Here is a 15746-nt window from a genome sequence, read left to right on the forward strand (position 1 = left end):
CATCCAGAACAACATCCGGTCGGGACCTGGTCCCCCTCCTGCTAGGCTGACGCACATGAGCGACCTTCTGGAACGACTGCGCGGGCGCGGCTGGCGCATGACCGCCCAGCGGCGCGTGGTGGCCGAGGTCCTCGACGGCGAGCACGTCCACCTGACGGCCGACGAGGTCCACGCGCGCGCCGTGGCCAAGCTGCCCGAGATCTCCCGGGCCACCGTCTACAACACCCTCGGCGAGCTGGTCTCCCTGGGCGAGGTCATCGAGGTCGCCACCGACCGGCGCGCCAAACGCTACGACCCCAACGCCCACCGCCCCCATCACCACCTGGTCTGCGCGCGGTGCGGCTCGATCCGCGACGTCCACCCCACCGGCGATCCCCTGGCCGACCTCCCGGCCGCGGAGCGCTTCGGCTTCACCGTCTCGGACGTCGAGGTGACGTACCGCGGCCTGTGCCCGAGCTGCCTCGCGGCCTGACCCCGGCCTCGCCGTAGTCGACGCCGGGGATTCCGTTCGTCGGCGCCTTCGGGCAAGATCGCCGGCATGGAGACCGTCGACTCGCGCGACCCGACGAAGGCGCGCACCCGAGAGGACCTCGCGACGCTGGTCGCCGGGGGCGCGCGGCCGAAGTGGCTGATGTTCTGGGGCCACCGGCCTCGGCGGCCGGGTTCGGTCGACTCGGCCGTCCTCAGCCAGTGGTGGCCGTCCGCGTTCACCGTGGACGGGGTCACCTACCCAAGCGCCGAGCACTGGATGATGGCGGGCAAGGCGCGCCTGTTCGACGACGCCGCCGCGCTCCCGGCGATCCTGTCCGCGCGGCATCCCGCGGAGGCGAAGAAGCGGGGGCGGCTGGTCCGCGCCTTCGACGAGACCCGCTGGGCCGCCGCCCGTTTCGAGTTGGTCGTCACGGGGAACGTGGCCAAGTTCGGGCAGGACCCGACGCTCTGTTCCTACCTGCTCGGAACGCGGGGCCGAGTACTGGTGGAAGCGAGCCCGACGGACCGAGTGTGGGGCATCGGGCTCGGCACCTCCGAGGCCGGCGCCACCGACCCCACCCGCTGGCCGGGACTGAACCTGCTCGGGTTCGCGCTGATGGAGGCGCGAGCCTGGCTGGACACCGAGGGGGGCCTCACGGAGTGATGGGCAAGCCTCCGGGACGAAACGGGCGGGGGCGGCAAGACCGAAGGCCGGATCTCCGCTGAGAGATCCGGCCTTCGGTGTGAGTAGCGGGGACAGGATTTGAACCTGCGACCTCTGGGTTATGAGCCCAGCGAGCTACCGAGCTGCTCCACCCCGCGTCGACGAACGCAACGTTACGTCAGCCCCCGGCGTGGAGGCAAATCGCGAGCGCTCCCAGGTCGGCGCCCCTCCGCTCCCGGTCACCGGGCGCCCGGAGGGGGGATCTCCAGCACCCCCGGGTCACGCCGACAGCTCCTGGCGCAGTGCCTCGCTCAGCCGGGCGGCGCGGTCCGCGACCTCGGCCGGTCCGGAGGACACCGCGCGGTCCGCCCACCGACGACCCTCGACCAGCTCCCCGCGCCGGGCGAAGACCAGGGCCAGCCGCAGCGCCGCGCGCCCGTGCCCCGCTTCGGCTGCCCGGCGCCACCAGAGCACGGCCTCCGGCTCACTCCCCTCCCGGGCGAGCAGCAGGCCCAGATTGAACGCGCCGTTGCGCGACCCGGCCTCGGCTGCCTCCCGGTACCACCGGGCCGCCGCCACGACATCCCCTCGACCGGCGGCCAGCATGCCGATCCTCACCTGGGCGCGGCGGTGTCCCAACGTGGCGGCCCGCTCGTACCACTCCTCGGACTCCGTCCGTTCGTGGCCCCGCTCGCCGAGTCCGTGGTCGGGGACCGGAGGGCGACGGGCGTCCAGCAGATCGGCCAGGCGGAAGGCCGCCTCGGCGTTGCCCGCGCCGGCGGCACCTCGCAGGTGCCGCTCGGCCCCCGGCTCGTCGCCGGCCCGCAGGCGCGCCATCCCGACCTGCAGCGCGGCGTCCGCGTGGCCGGCCGCCGCGGCCCGCTCGTACCAGCGCAGCGCCGCGGCCTCCTCGCCCCGCTCGGCGTGGAGGATGCCGAGGTTGAAGGCGGCGTCCACACTGCCGGACTCGGCGGCGCGGGAGAACCACGGTTCGGCTCCGGTGGGGTCGCCACCGCGGAGCAACAGGATGGCCAGCGCGTTGGCGGCCTCCCGGTGCCCGGCGTAGGCGGCGCGGCGGTACCACTGCTCGGCCTGGGCGGTGCGCCCCCGCTCCGCGCAGAGCAAGCCGAGGTTGTACGTCCCGTTGTCGTCGCCGGCCTCCATCGCGGTCCGGTACCACCGCTCGGCGGTCTCGGTCTCGCCACGCTGGGCGTGCAGGGCGCCCAGCGCGTTGGCCGCGTTGGCGTCGCCCTCGCGGGCGGCTCGCAGCCACCAACGGGACGCGCTCTCGCAATCACCCGCGTCGCGCAGCAGGAACCCCAGCGCGCAGGCGGCCTGGACCTCGCCGTCCCTGGCCGACGTCAGATACCAACGCCCGGCCTCCCTGAGGTCACCCCGGCGCTCCAGGATGGCGCCGAGGAGCAGAGCGGCCCGCCGATGTCCGCGCGCGGCGGCCTGGCGGTACCACTGCTCGGCCTCGCGGGCCTCCCCGGCGGACGCCGCCTCGTCCACGACGTCGTCGCGCGTCCGGTCCTCGGCGTCGTCCGGCGCGGCCCCTCGGTCCAGCATCCGGGCGAGCCGGTAGGCCGCCTCCCGGTGGCCCCGCTCCGCCGCCACGCGCATCCAGTGCTCGGCCGTCTCCTCGCCGCGGTGTTCGAGGAGTGCGGCGAGCGCGTACGCACCGAGCACATGGCCCTGTTCAGCGGCCTGGCGCAGCCAGTACTCGGCCGCCGGTTCGTCGCCCCGCTCGCGGAAGTACCGACCGAGCGCGTGTGCGGCGGGAGCCGACCCGGCCACGGCCGCGATCCGCCACCACCCGGCGGCCTCGTCGGCGTATCCCCGCTGGTACAGGAGGACGCCCAGATTGTTGGCCGCGGCCCGGTCGCCGGCCGCGGTCGCGGACCGCAGAGGGGTCTCGGCGCCGTCCAGATCGCCCCGGCGCAACAGCATGGCCCCGAGCACGCTCATGGCCTCGACGTCACCCGACTCGGCGGCGAGCCGACGCCGGACCTCCTCGGCCGCCTCGTCCGCCACGTCGTCGACTTCTCCCGCGATCGGTCCGGGTCCGGCGGGCCGCGCAAATCGTCCAGTTCCGAACAGAGTTGCCATGTCCCCCATAACGTCCATCGTCCCACCGCCCGCAACCCCGGTCCATCCGAAATACCGCAGCCCCGTGTGGTCACTTCGGCGTTTTGTCGACATGCCCACAGAGAGACAAGTCAAACACAAGGGGCCGAACTCCCCTAGGGGGCGCGGCCGTCGGGCGCGGGCGGGTCCTCCGGACAACGCGAAGGCCCGGATCCCTGTCAGGAATCCGGGCCTTCGGTGTCGCGTCCCGATCGGACGTGACGTCAGTAGCGGGGACAGGATTTGAACCTGCGACCTCTGGGTTATGAGCCCAGCGAGCTACCGAGCTGCTCCACCCCGCGCCGTTGTGTGGATCACGCTATCACGGCGCGGGGCGGACTCCGACCGGGTCGGTCGCCGGGGTCAGTCGCCGCCCTCCCCGGAGCCGGCGGAGGCTTCGGGCGAGGGGCCGGCAGCCGGTTCGTCGGCGGCGTCGCTCTCGCCGTCGGCAGCGTCACCGGAGGTCCCGGCCTGGGCCTCCTCCGCGCGCTCCAACGCGTCCCGCAGGTCCTGCTGCGACTCGCCGTACGCGGCCCAGTCGTTGTCCTGCAAGGCCTTCTGGCCCGCGTCGAAGGCCTTCTGCGCTTCCTCCAGGGCCTCCTGGACCGTCGGATCCTCGGAGGCTGGCGGCGGCGTCGTCGACTCCTCGCCCTCGTCGGGCTCCTCGGTGGAGGCGCTCTGGGCGCCGAAGACCTTGTCGAGGGCTTCCTCCAGGGTGTCCTCGAACGCGGTGTTGCCCCCGTAGGAGACCAGCACCTTCCGCAGCAAGGGGTACTTCAGGCCGCCGCCTCGCACGTAGACCGGCTCCACGTAGAGCAGGCCCCCGTCGAGCGGCACCGTCAGCAGGTTCCCGTACTCCACCTCGGAGTCGCCGCCGCGCAACAGCCGGATGGACTCGGCGATGTCCTGTTCCGAGTTGAACTGGCTCTGCACCTGTTGCGGCCCGTTGACGGTGGTGCTGGTCGGAAGCTTCAGGATCCTGATCCTGCCGTAGCCGTCGGTGCCGGCCTCGGCGTCCACCGCCATGAACGCGCTCAGGTTGTCACGCCCGTTGGGGGTGAACGTGGTCGTCAAGGAGAACGCCTGCTCGTCCTGGTCCGGCATCTTCATGCTCAGGTAGTACGGCGGTACGGCGTCGCCCGACTTGTTCGTCGGGTCGTCCGGCACCTGCCAGACCTCGCTGCCGCTGAGGAAGGTGTTGGCGTCCTTCACGTGGTAGCGGGTGAGCAGCTCCCGCTGGACCTTGAACAGGTCCTGCGGGTAGCGGAGGTGCGACATGAGATCGTCGGAGATCTCACTCTTGGGCTCCACCGTGTCCGGGAAGGCCTTCATCCAGGTCTTCAGGACCGGGTCCTCGGTGTCCCACTGGTAGAGCCGCACCTCGCCGGTGTAGGCGTCGACGGTTGCCTTCACCGAGTTCCGGATGTAGTTGACCCGGTTCTCCTGGGCCACCACGGCTCGCTGGTCGTTGGCCGCGGTGAGCGAGTCCGCGGTGGTGTCCCCCAGCGTCGTGCGCGAGGCGTAGGGATAGCCGTTGGTGGTCGTGTAGGCGTCCACGACCCACTGGATCCGGTCGCCCACCTTCGCCGGATAGGCGTCGCCGTCGATGGTCAACCAGGGGGCGACCGCCTCGACGCGTTCCTTGGGCGTGCGGTTGTACATGATCCGCGAGCCGTCGCCGATGGCACCGGAGTAGAGGATCTGCGGCTCGCCGAAGGCCATCGCGTAGGCGGCCCGGTTGAACGGCCCGGCCAGGTCGACACCACCGTCACCGGTGTAGCTGAAGGTCTTCTCGCCGCTGTCGTCGGAGTAGTCGATCTCCTTTTGCGGACCGCCGACGATCGAGTAGGTGGTGGTCTTCTCGCCGTAGTAGATCCGCTGCTCGTAGTCGCCGAGATCACCCTGGGAGGGAAGATCGGACTCGGTGAACACCGGCCGACCCCGGGAGTCGACCTCGGTGCCCTTGGCGGCGACCACCCCGTAGCCGTGGGTGTAGCGGAAGTGCGTGTTGATCCAGTTCTTCTTGTCGACACCGGCGAGGTTCAGCTCGCGCAGACCGATGACGGTGTCCTGGTCCTGGCCGTCCTTGCGGTAGCGGTCGACGTCCAGGTTGTCCGGGAAGGCGTAGTACTTCCGCATCTGTTGCAGCTGCTGGAAGGTGGGCGAGATGATGTTCGGGTCCATGATCCGGATGCTGGCGACGTCGTGCACGTCGTCGCGGAGCTTGGTCAGGTCCTCGGTGTCGGTCTCCCCCTTGTACTCGGAGACGTCGGTGCCGTCGATCCCGTAGGCGTCGCGCGTGGCCTCGAGGTTCTTCGCCACATACGGCGCCTCCTTGGCCTGCTCGTTGGGGTCGACCTGGAACTTCTGCACCAGCGCCGGGTACAGCCCGCCGATCAGGATCGCCGACAGCACCATCAGACCGAAACCCATGAGCGGCAGCTGCCAGGTCCGCCGCCACAGCGTCGCGAAGAACAACAGGGCACAGATGACGGCGATGCAGAAGAGGATCGTCTTGGCCGGCAGGTAGGCGTTGGCGTCGACGTAGCGCAGACCGGTCCAGTTCTCGGTGGCCCGGAAGTCGCTGGACTTGACCGCGAGCCCGTAGCGGTCCAGCCAGTAGGCCACGGCCTTCAGGGCGACGAAGACCCCGATGAGCACCGACAGGTGCCCCGTGGCCGCCGCCGTGGCGCGGGCGCCCGGACTGGTGACGCGCAGGCCGCCGTAGAGGTAGTGCGTCAGGGCCGCGGCGATCAGCGAGAGAACGGCGGCGCCGAAGCCGAACCCGAGCAGGAAGCGGTACCAGGGCAGGTCGAAGGCGTAGAAGGAAACGTCCAGTTGGAACTGCGGGTCACGCTGCCCGAAGGGCACACCGTTCACCCACATCAGCCACGTCCGCCACTGACCGGCCGCCGATGCCCCGGCGATCAGGCCGATCAGGGCGGTGACCCCGAGCAGCAGCCACTTCTTGAACGGCGCGATCCCCACGCGGTACCGGTCGAGGTTCTGCTGCTCCAACGACATGGCGCTCAGCGGCGGACGCAGCCGGTGGGCCAGCCAGATGTTGAAGCCGACGGCGAGCGCCATCAACACACCGAAGACGGCGAACAGTCCGATCTTGGTCCACAGCGTGGTGGTGAACACCGACGCGTAGTCGACCGACCGGTACCAGAGCCAATCCGTCCAGAAGCCCGCGAACATGGTGAACACCATGCCGAGGACGGCCAGGACGCCCAATGTCAGCAGCAGGGTCCGGACCCGTCGGGACGGGCGGCCCACTCTGATCCGTGGCCCTGTCGGGCCTCCGCCGCGGTCCGGCATCTGGAAAGCCAAGGTGCGCCCCTAGAAGTCGCTGTCGAAACCGTCGGCCCCCGGGTCCGGGGGCCGTCCGTGCGCCCGGTGTCCGTGGGCCCACACATATGCAACTTACTCATCGTTTACTCGGTTCCCGATCCGGGGCCCGGAACGGGGCGGGTTTCGGCCCACCGCCCCGCACGACAACCGGGCGGCGACGGCCCCGAGAAGGACCCTCGCGACGAGCCGGTCGTACGGCGGGTGTGATGTTCGTCCCCGTGGCGGGCGAGGGAGCCCACGACAGGGGCGGGCGTGCACCGGCACCCCGGACCGTCCGGGCCCGGACACCACCGTGGGATGATCCCGGTATGCGACCCCCGAAGCGGATCGCCTGGCGATCGAGGCCGGAACCACACGTCGGAGACGTGGCGGCGAGCGGCGTACGCCCGCGCTCACCCGGCTCCACCGCCGCGTACCCGAGCGGGCGCGCCCGCTGACCGCGGCGCGCACCGGCCCCGAAGCGCCCCCACCGCCGCCCGCGCCGGCGGCGCGGGAGCCCACGTTCCCCTCGCCCCGAGACGCGGGGCAGCCGCGAAGGAGACCCCGTCACCATGTCCGACACCCCCATGGCCGCGAACCCGCTCACCCGAGCCGTCCTGGAGATCGACGAGTACGTCGCGGGCCTCGGCTGGGACCTGCCCGCCCGCCTCTTCGCCCTCGTCGACACCGCCCGGCTGCGGGCGGAGCAGCCCTCGCTCGCCGACCGGATCGGCCTGGAGGAGGCCGAGCACTCGGACGGCCTGACCCCCATCGAGCAGGAGGAGGTCCCCGCCGACCGGCCTCTGGACAGCTTCCTGGGCACCATCGCCTGGCCCGAGGCGGTGACCGGCTGTGCCCTGAGCGTCGAGCGCCTCATGCTCCCGCCCTCCGCCGAGGCCCAAGTGCCGGCCGGGATGGACGAGGAGAGGTTGAACGCCTGGGTCGCGGAGCACCCGGAGCGACGGGAGGTACGGATGACGGTCGCGGTGCTGCGGGACGGATCGCGGGAGTCCGCGCTTCGGCTGCGGGAGAAGGACTCCCCCACCGAGGTCCTCACCGGCTCCGATCTGGTCCCGGGCCTGGCCGACGCCCTCTCGGCGACCTTCGCGTCCTAGCCGGTTCGTGGCGTGCCGGTCCTCGCCCTCACCCCTGGGTCGCGCAGACCGGCACGTTCTCCATCTCGCCGGCGGCGATGTGCTCCAGCGCGGACACCGCGTCCGCCATGGTCCTGACCCTGACCAGGGTGAGTCCGTCGGGCACGTCCTGGGCCGCCGCCGAGCAGTTCTCGGCCGGCGTCAGGAAGTACTCGGCGCCCTTGTTCCGAGCACCTACGGTCTTCATCTCGATGCCGCCGATCGGGCCGACCTCGCCCGCGTCGTCGATGGTGCCGGTGCCTGCGACGAAGGCGCCGCCGGTGAGGTCATCCGGGGTGAGCTTGTCGTAGATGCCCAGGGCGAACATCAGGCCGGCGCTGGGGCCCCCGACGTCGGCCAACCGGATGTCGACGGTGAACGGGAAGGTGTGGTCCGTGCCGGCGACGATCCCGACGACCGCCCTCGGCTCACCGGAGTCGTCCGACTCCGTGGTCGGAACCGTGACCTCGGTCGTGGTGGTGGCCGTCCGGTTCTCCTTCTCCGCCGCGGCCTGCTCCTCGGCGGGGACGACGGTGAAGACCACGTCCTCTCCCGGGTGGCGTTCGGTCACCAGGTCCGCCACGTCCGAGGGCTCCTCCACCGGAGTGCCGTCGACCTCCTTGATCACGTCGCCGGCGTGCAGCGCCCCCTCGGCGGGCGAGTCCTTGGCGACGGTCGAGACGACCACCCGGGAAGTCACGGGGATGTCCAACGCCTCCAGGGCGGCGACCGTGGCGCTCTCCTGTGACTGGCTGAACTCCTCGGCGTTCTCCTGGCTGGACTCCTCCTCGGTCTTCCCGTCCGGGTAGAGGGTGTCGTGCGGAACGACCTTGTTGTTCTGGGCCAGCCAACCGTAGACGGCCCCCACCAGATTCATCCGATAGTCGGCGCTGGTCACCCGAACGGTGGTCATGTTGAGGTGACCACTCGTCTCGTAGGTGCGGTGGCCCGAGATCTGGAGCACCGGCTCGCCATCGTGGTCACCGAGAGTGTTCACCGTCGGCCCCGGCGTCATCTCCGCGTACGGCACGGGGACGAAGACCCCGGCGCAGACAAGCGCGATCAGCATCAGGGTGGAGGCGAGCATCGTCGCGGTGCGGCGTGGCATGCCTCGACAGTACGGGACACTCCTGTCGGAGCACCGTCAGGGCGATCCTCCGCCCGCCACCCCTCAGACGCCGGAGCGCGGCTTCTCCATGGCGGCACGGAAACGGGCGTACCCCTCCAGCTCCGGGCCGTCGCCTCGAGCCTTCCGGGTCCGGCCGGCCCACCCGCCCCACAGACTCGCGCCGACGGCGACGAGCAGCGGGATCAGCAACCACAAGAGCGACTCCACACCGGCCTCCCGACCCCTACAGCGTCCTGGCCCGACCGGTCGACACGTCGACCGCCCACGGGGACAACGCTCCGGGTCGCGAGGCGGTCGCGCAACCCGGACACGACGCCACCGACCCCGAGGCCCGCGCTCCTAGAGCCCCCGCGGCGGGGGGACTTGTGGCCTCGCGCGCGGCGGCGCGCTGCCGCGGGAACGGACGCCGCGGACCACTCCGCCACCCCACCCGAGCCGCCCGACGGCGCGTCGAGCGCGAAACCACCGGCATGCCGCTACCCGACACCGACCCACTCCTGAGTGCCGTCGGCGAAGCCCTGGTGCTTCCAGATGGGCACCTCGTGCTTCAGGGCGTCGACCAGGTTCCGGCAGGCGTCGAAGGCCTCGCCCCGGTGCGCGCAGGCCACCGCGGCCACGACCGCGAGGTCGCCGATCCGCAGGTCGCCGACACGATGCAGTACCGCCAGGGCACGCACGGGATGGGCGGCCACGACCTGTTCGGCCACGCGCCGCAACTCGGCTTCGGCCCCGGGATGGGAGGAGTAGGACAACGACTCGACGGCGGCCCCGCCGTCGTGGTCCCGGACCGTGCCCACGAAGAGGGAGACGCCTCCGGCGGCCGAGTGCCCGACGGCGCCGAAGACCTCGTCCACCGAGAGCGGTGTCCGCCGGATCCCGACCAACCGGATCACGCCCGGTCCGGAGAACCCGTCACGGGGGTCGCTACTGGAAGTCATGGCACCATCGTCCCCCACGTGGCGGGCCGAAGGCGGCCCCGCCTCCTCCTCGGCCCTGTTCTCCCGAAGCTGCGGCGAAGTGACAAGTAGCTCTCTGTAGCGGATCTGGGGTGTGCTTGTCAGCGTTTTTGATCTTCTGGGCTCATCGGGGGCCGTGCTCGGCGAGGTTGGTCCGGTCATGACGACCGGAAGGAGTCTGGGGTGCGGCAGGAGTGGGAGCCGGAGGACCTGATCGAGGTCTGGACGCTGCTGGAGGAGGACCAGGAGCGGCTGCGGAACAACCGTGTACGAGATGAAGCGGCTCGGCCGCGACGCCGCCGAACTCACCGCGCTCGCCGACCACCTCACCGCCCACGGCCTGGTCCTGGAAATGCTCGCCGGACCGCTGCCCGGCATCTACGATCCGACCGGGCCGGGGAAGCTGCTGTTTGCCTTCTTCGCGGCGATGGCGGAGACCGAGCGGGAGAACATCCACGAGTCGACGCTGGAGGGTCTCGACACCGCGGCCCGCAAGGGCAAGCACGGCGGCCGGCCGCCGGTCATCATCGACGACATGCTGCACACCGTGCTGCGGCGCCGCGCGGGCGCGGCGAGCGCCGCCTCGGCGCCCTTGTCCCGTTGCTGCCGCCAGTTCGTGATCAGCGACGAGTACAGGCCCTCCCTGCGCAGCAAGGCCCCCTTGGCCTGCTTGCCCAAGGTCTCGTACTCGGCCAGGATCTTCGCCTTGTACTCCGCCGAGTACCGGCGCGGGCCGGACGATCGGGGTGTCACCTGCGGATCCGGGGCCCCGTGGTTGTTGATGCCGGCCACCGCGGGCACTCCTCCTTCTCCGCCCTCGACTGAATGAATCGGTCACTCTACCCGACTCATCCCACTTTGACAGAGAGGGCGACGCCGTACTTCCGCTTGAGAGCACGCACCGACATGCCGGTCCTGGCATCACGGCGGATCGCCGCGTACAGATCGACCTTGGACTTCGGCGGCACCCCGGCCCCCTCGTCGTGCAGAGCACAACCATGGTCCCGAAGCAAGCACCGAGGCGTTCCCAGAACTCGGCAACATCACTCTCCCGTGGAACCGGGCGTTCCCGCCGTTGAGCATCAGACGCTCCTGGAACTCACCTACAAAGCCAGCGCGGAACTCCGGGAGCCACCTCCGTGCGGTGCTGGGGTCGCGCTCCTCGCCGGCAAGCTCCGCGTCCCCGCGGCGGCGTTGATCCGCCGCACCACAGGGAACGGGACGCCCTCGGCGTACCCGGTCCACGGACGGATCTACACCCCTGCGGGTGGCCGGTGGGGCAGTGAGCCCGTGGTGTCATGCTCCCGCGTTGATCCTGCCGCGATGTGCGGGTCGCTGTCGGACGTGGACGTCAGCAGTGTGAGGCGCGGTGATGATGCTGTGGTCGGGGATGGTGCGTGCGGCGAGGGTGACGCCGCTGGCGATCCGGCAGTCGCGGCCGAGGGCGAGGCCGGGGCCGAGGCTGATGCTGTTGCCGGTTTGGACCCGGTCGCCGATCAGCGCGCCGAACTGCGGTGTGCCACAGCGGTAGAGGCCGTCGGGAGTACGCAGGATGATCTCCCGTTCAGGGTTGCTCATGTGAGGACTCCACATGCTGATGGCCGCGACGGTCAGGTTGGCGGACAGGTGGGCGTCGGCTCCGACGAGGGTGCGGTTGATACCGATGCGGTGGCCAAGGACAGCGCGTTCGCCGAGGAAGGAGCGGGTGACCTCGCAGTTGAAGCCGACCGAGACGTCCGCGCAGAGTACGGAGCCGGCGCGGACGGTGGAGAACTCCCACACGCGTACGCGCGGCCCGATGATCACGTCGTCGCCGATGATCGCGGTCGGGTGGATCTGCGCGGTGGGGTGAATGCGGTGCGACATCCGGGCGAGGGCCTGGCGGTGCCCGTCCTCCCAGAGCGCGAGGAAGTCGGACAGCTCGCTCTTCTCCAGGTGCTCGTAGGGGGTGCCGTCCAGCATTCCGCTGGTAGGAGCGGTGAGGTAGTCGCCGAGGCGGATGGTGGGCATCGGTGGCCTTCCTGTGTGTGGTCGGTGGCCGTTCCCCGGGCGGCTAGCATCACCGGGACCGGACCTGAGGAACGGAGTGTTCATCCGTGCGTCACCCGCGCGTAGGCGTCGCCGTCTTGACCATGGGCACGCGGCCCGCCGAGCTGGCCGATCTCCTTGAGTCGGTCGCCGGGCAGGACACGACTGCGACGCGTGTGGTGGTCGTCGGCAACGGCTCGCCGCTGCCGCCCCTCCCCGAGTGGGTGACCGGTGTCGAGCTGCCGGAGAACCTGGGGGTGGCCGGCGGCCGGAATGCCGCACTGGCCCGGCTGCGGGAGTTCGGGGACGTCGATGTGGTGGTGGACCTGGACGATGACGGTCTGCTGATCAGCACGGACGTGTTCACCCGGCTTGCTGAGCTGTACGCGGCGGACCAGCGGCTTGGCGTGGTCGGTTTCCGTATTGCAGACGAACACGGCCGTACCCAGCGCCGCCACGTTCCGCGTCTGCGGGCGGCGAATCCGATGCGGGGCGGGCTGGTGACGACCTTCCTCGGCGGCGGGCACGGGCTGTCGATGCGGATGCTGGAGGAGATCGGCGGGTGGCCCGAGCCGTTCTTTTACGCGCACGAGGAGACCGACCTGGCCTGGCGGGCACTGGACGCGGGCTGGAAGGTGCTCTACGAGCCGGAGCTGGTGCTCCAGCATCCGTGGACGTCGCCGACCCGGCATGCGGTCTTCTACCGCATGGTCGCCCGCAACCGGGTCTGGCTGGCCAAGCGGCACCTTCCCGCCCTCCTCGTCCCGGTCTACCTGGGCTTCTGGACGGTGATGACCGTGGCTCGCACCCGGTCGGCGGCGGGGCTGAGGGCATGGGTCGACGGGTTCGCCGAGGGCCTGCGCACACCGTGCCCGCCCCCGCCGGCCGATGCGCTGGTCCACGGCGTGGCGGATGACCCGCCTGGGCCGGCCCCCGGTCATCTGATCAGGCGGTCGCGGCCTCGGACTCGGCCCGCAGCCACGCGGGGATCGCCTCGGGCGTCTTGTCCAGCCAGTCCGCGTAGCGGGCCACTCCGTCCTTGACGGTGATCGTGGGCCGCCAGCCGAGCACCGCTTCCATGCGGTGGGTGGACGCGTAGCCGCCGAGCGGGTCACCGGGCGGCATCGGCGTCTCCACGAACCGCGTGCCCGGGTACTGCTCGGCGACCAGTTCGGCAACGGTGCGGATGCTGGTGGGGGTTCCGGTGCCGATGTTGATCGTCTCGTTGTGCGCCCGCGGGGCGGCAAGGGCCCGCACGGTGGCGGTGGCGATGTCCTCGACGTGGACCAGGTCCTGGACCTGGTGGCCGCCGCCGTTGAGGTGCATAGGCAGCCCCAGGGCGGCGCGGGTGGCGAACCAGGCCACCACCCACGAATGGCTGTTCTCCTTGATGACCTGAGGTTCTCCGTAGACGGAGAAGTACCGCACGACCGTGTACGAGGTGCCCACGGCGCCCAGCGTGAGAGCGGTCTGCGTCTCGCCCCACGCCTTGGTGTTGGCGTAGGCCGACATCGGCCGCAGTGGCGTGTGCTCGTGGAACTGCGGCGGGACGCGCCCGTAGACGGCTTCCAGCAGCTTGCGCACGGTCCGGTACTCCTCGCACGGGCGTGCCCAGTCCTCCGGGTTCCCGTTGCCGTAGACGCTGGCGGAGGAGACGAAGACGAGGCGGCGGACCCGGTCGCAGGCGGCCACCGCGTCGAGCAGTACCTGGGTGCCGGTGATGTTGGTGTGGATCGCCGCCGTGGGCTTGCGGGTGCAGGCGGCGACGTCGGCGAGGGCGGCGGCGTGGATCACGTAGTCGGAATCGGCCACCGCCTTCCTGACCACGTCCGGGTTCTGGATGTTGCCGACGATGACGTCCGAGTCGGTGGGGTCGATCCCGAACAGGTCGCGGTAGGTGTGCCGGGGGTACGCCTCCAGCGTGCACAGCAGGACCGGCCGGGCTCCCACCTGGCGCAGGCAGGCGGCGATACGGCTTCCGATCAGCCCGGCTCCCCCGGTGACCAGAACGGTTCGGCCGGCGAGTTCGTTCAACTGGGTGTCGTGCACGGTGTCTCCATGTCGTGGTGAGGAGTGCGGTGTCACCGGCCCGCCTGGCGGGCCTGCTCGCGCTCGGCGATGAGCTGCTCGAACTGGATCGCGTACAGCTCCACCTGGTCCGGGGTCAGGACGAGCACCGACGTGGTGGTGCGGCCGTCGGTGTGGTGGATCTCGATGTCCAAGGCGGCCTGCTGGGCGCGGTGGTCGTACGTCGCGTCCCGCCTCAGTGGCGTCGCGTGGGTGACCGATGCCCATACACCGTGGGCAGCCCGGGGCTCCTTCATGTCGCTCTCCCCTCGGGGATCGCCTGCGGCCCGCTCTGATGCGTGCCGTCGTGGTCACAAGGACACCGCAGGCCGCCCGGCGATGGGAGGGGCGACCTCTCGGCGCGCACACGGTTTGCACGGGGCGTAAACGGCTTGCAACTTCGCGTTCTGCGAGACGGTTTGGCAGGACAATGAGTCCGGCAGGAGGTGAGCCGTGGACAACACCCATCCGCTCTGGCGTTCCGCGGCAATGCGTGACGCGCTCGCCCGCCCCGATGCCGGCGCGATCGTCCGGTTAGCCCGCCGCGCAGCCGACGTCACGCTCGCCGAACTGGGCAAACAGGTCGGCTATACCGCCGCCTCCCTGTCCCGGATGGAACGCGGCAAACAGCCCATGCGCGATGTACTGCTGCTCCAGAAGCTCGCCGCCTGCCTCGACATCCCTCCACACCTGCTCGGTCTCGCGCCGCAACAGCAGCGAGCCGCCTCAGACCGAACCGGCACCACTAGGGTGGGCAGGCACACCCTGGTCGGCGAAGAGGGAGACGACGCGGTGCGACGCCGAAAGCTCCTGGCAGGACTGGCCGGAGCCACCACCAGCGCGGTCCTCGGACCGCCCGCCGCCGCCCAAGCCCCGGCACAGCCACGCCTGTCCGGCCTGGAAGACCTCCTGCTCCACCGGCAGCACGTCCATCTCATCCCGGACCCCACGCCGTCAGCCGTCACCGCAGCGGTCAGCGCCTCCCGAGCCGACTTCAGCGCCTGCCGATACGACACCCTCGCCCGCGCACTCCCGGCCCGGATCGCCCTCGCCCAAGCCCTCGGCGCCCACGGGCCCTCGGAGCAGGCAGCGACCGCGGTCGCCGAGCTCTACACCACCGCAACCCGGCTGTGCATCAAGTTCGGCGAAGACGGCCTGGCCGCCGTCACCGCCGACCGCGCCCTCACCGCGGCCCTCGGCGGCGCCGACGCACTCACCGTCGCCGAAGCCCACCGCATGGTCTCCTCCGCCTGGCGCCGCCAGGGCCACCACGCACGCGCCACCGACGTCGCCATCACCGCCGCCCAGCAACTGACCGCCGACCGCACCACCGACATCACCGAACGGCTCTCCGTCCAGGGCAACCTGTACGCCACCGCCGCCTACACCGCAGCGAAGCAAGGCGACCGGCACACCGCACACACCCTCATCGCCGATGCCAAAGCCACCGCCCGGCAACTCGGCCACGACGCACTGCTACGCGGCACCATCTTCGGCCCCAGCCAGGTTCTCCTCCACCAGATCTCGATCAGCCACCTGCTCGGCGACGCCGGCCAAGCCATCGAGCACGCACGCCGCATCGATCCCGCCGCCCTCCCCACCACCGAACGCCAGGCCCGCTACTGGATCGACGTCGCCCGCGCCTTCGACCAATGGGGCAAACCCGACCGCTGCTACCGGGCACTCCTGGCCGCCGAACAAGCAGCACCACAGGAGGTCCGCCGCGGCTCGGTCCAGACCATGGCCGCCAACCTGATGCGGCATGACCGCACCCTCCCTGGCGTACGGGCGTTCACTCACCGCGTCGGCGCCCTCGCGTAGCCAGCCTCCGCGACGAC

The 15746-nt window shown here is 70.9% G+C and carries 14 protein-coding genes, 2 tRNA genes and 1 pseudogene; 6 read left to right on the plus strand and 11 right to left on the minus strand.

Features of this window, described 5'->3' with window-relative positions; translation table 11 throughout:
- Nucleotides 1-55 precede the first annotated feature (55 nt).
- Both JEK78_RS06325 and JEK78_RS06330 read left to right on the plus strand, forming a co-directional pair.
- Entirely contained in the window at nt 56-472 is a 417-nt protein-coding gene (locus JEK78_RS06325; RefSeq protein ID WP_200263124.1) for a Fur family transcriptional regulator, read from the plus strand.
- A 66-nt stretch (nt 473-538) separates the two neighbouring features.
- On the plus strand, nt 539-1135 hold the full coding sequence (locus JEK78_RS06330) for an NADAR family protein (RefSeq protein ID WP_200263125.1): 597 nt from the start codon (nt 539-541) through the stop codon (nt 1133-1135).
- 84 nt (nt 1136-1219) lie between these two features.
- Here JEK78_RS06330 and JEK78_RS06335 read toward each other — a convergent pair.
- The 4 genes from JEK78_RS06335 to JEK78_RS06350 all read right to left on the minus strand — a co-directional run bounded on the left by JEK78_RS06335 (nt 1220) and on the right by JEK78_RS06350 (nt 6583).
- A tRNA-Met gene (locus JEK78_RS06335) sits at nt 1220-1293 on the minus strand.
- Nucleotides 1294-1414: 121 nt separating this feature from the next.
- Complete coding sequence (locus tag JEK78_RS06340; RefSeq protein ID WP_200263126.1) at nt 1415-3262, minus strand: tetratricopeptide repeat protein; 1848 nt, start codon at nt 3260-3262, stop codon at nt 1415-1417.
- Between the two features lie 228 nt (nt 3263-3490).
- Nucleotides 3491-3564 (minus strand) — tRNA-Met (locus JEK78_RS06345).
- Between the two features lie 61 nt (nt 3565-3625).
- Nucleotides 3626-6583 carry a UPF0182 family protein gene (locus JEK78_RS06350; RefSeq protein ID WP_200264019.1) on the minus strand — a complete coding sequence of 986 codons (2958 nt, stop codon included), beginning with the start codon at nt 6581-6583 and terminating at the stop codon, nt 3626-3628.
- A gap of 584 nt (nt 6584-7167) precedes the next feature.
- Between JEK78_RS06350 and JEK78_RS06355 the strand changes: the two genes are divergently transcribed.
- Nucleotides 7168-7710: a PPA1309 family protein gene (locus tag JEK78_RS06355; protein ID WP_200263127.1), complete on the plus strand. Its 543-nt coding sequence runs from the start codon at nt 7168-7170 to the stop codon at nt 7708-7710.
- 28 nt (nt 7711-7738) lie between these two features.
- Here JEK78_RS06355 and JEK78_RS06360 read toward each other — a convergent pair whose 3' ends face one another.
- From JEK78_RS06360 to JEK78_RS06370, 3 genes are all read right to left on the minus strand, one after another.
- Nucleotides 7739-8836: a PDZ domain-containing protein gene (locus tag JEK78_RS06360; protein ID WP_200263128.1), complete on the minus strand. Its 1098-nt coding sequence runs from the start codon at nt 8834-8836 to the stop codon at nt 7739-7741.
- Between the two features lie 63 nt (nt 8837-8899).
- The gene (locus tag JEK78_RS06365; RefSeq protein WP_200263129.1) at nt 8900-9064 is read right to left on the minus strand and encodes a hypothetical protein; all 165 of its coding nucleotides are present in this window, start codon (nt 9062-9064) and stop codon (nt 8900-8902) included.
- Nucleotides 9065-9333: 269 nt separating this feature from the next.
- Nucleotides 9334-9795, minus strand: a complete 462-nt coding sequence (locus JEK78_RS06370; RefSeq protein ID WP_200263130.1) for a molybdenum cofactor biosynthesis protein MoaE — start codon at nt 9793-9795, stop codon at nt 9334-9336.
- A gap of 292 nt (nt 9796-10087) precedes the next feature.
- Here JEK78_RS06370 and JEK78_RS23230 point away from each other — a divergent pair, with 292 nt between their 5' ends.
- Nucleotides 10088-10642: a recombinase family protein gene (locus JEK78_RS23230; RefSeq protein ID WP_242483368.1), complete on the plus strand. Its 555-nt coding sequence runs from the start codon at nt 10088-10090 to the stop codon at nt 10640-10642.
- A gap of 19 nt (nt 10643-10661) precedes the next feature.
- Here JEK78_RS23230 and JEK78_RS06380 read toward each other — a convergent pair whose 3' ends face one another.
- Together JEK78_RS06380 and JEK78_RS06385 are read right to left on the minus strand one after the other, a co-directional pair.
- A complete protein-coding gene (locus JEK78_RS06380) occupies nt 10662-10826 on the minus strand; it encodes a hypothetical protein (protein ID WP_200264327.1) in 165 nt (54 codons plus the stop codon).
- A 283-nt stretch (nt 10827-11109) separates the two neighbouring features.
- Nucleotides 11110-11823 carry a transferase gene (locus tag JEK78_RS06385; RefSeq protein WP_200263131.1) on the minus strand — a complete coding sequence of 238 codons (714 nt, stop codon included), beginning with the start codon at nt 11821-11823 and terminating at the stop codon, nt 11110-11112.
- An 86-nt stretch (nt 11824-11909) separates the two neighbouring features.
- Between JEK78_RS06385 and JEK78_RS06390 the strand changes: the two are divergent.
- Nucleotides 11910-12786 (plus strand): annotated as a pseudogene (locus JEK78_RS06390) (glycosyltransferase).
- Here the strand turns inward: JEK78_RS06390 and JEK78_RS06395 are convergent.
- Nucleotides 12787-13890: an NAD(P)-dependent oxidoreductase gene (locus tag JEK78_RS06395; RefSeq protein ID WP_200263132.1), complete on the minus strand. Its 1104-nt coding sequence runs from the start codon at nt 13888-13890 to the stop codon at nt 12787-12789.
- A 32-nt stretch (nt 13891-13922) separates the two neighbouring features.
- Entirely contained in the window at nt 13923-14165 is a 243-nt protein-coding gene (locus JEK78_RS06400) for a hypothetical protein (RefSeq protein ID WP_200263133.1), read from the minus strand.
- 196 nt (nt 14166-14361) lie between these two features.
- On the opposite strand from JEK78_RS06400, the gene JEK78_RS06405 reads away from it, so the two are divergent.
- A complete protein-coding gene (locus JEK78_RS06405; RefSeq protein ID WP_200263134.1) occupies nt 14362-15729 on the plus strand; it encodes a helix-turn-helix transcriptional regulator in 1368 nt (455 codons plus the stop codon).
- Nucleotides 15730-15746: the final 17 nt, after the last annotated feature.

Origin of the sequence: Streptomyces sp. HSG2, from assembly GCF_016598575.1 — a bacterium.
Taxonomy (GTDB): Bacteria; Actinomycetota; Actinomycetes; order Streptomycetales; family Streptomycetaceae; genus Streptomyces.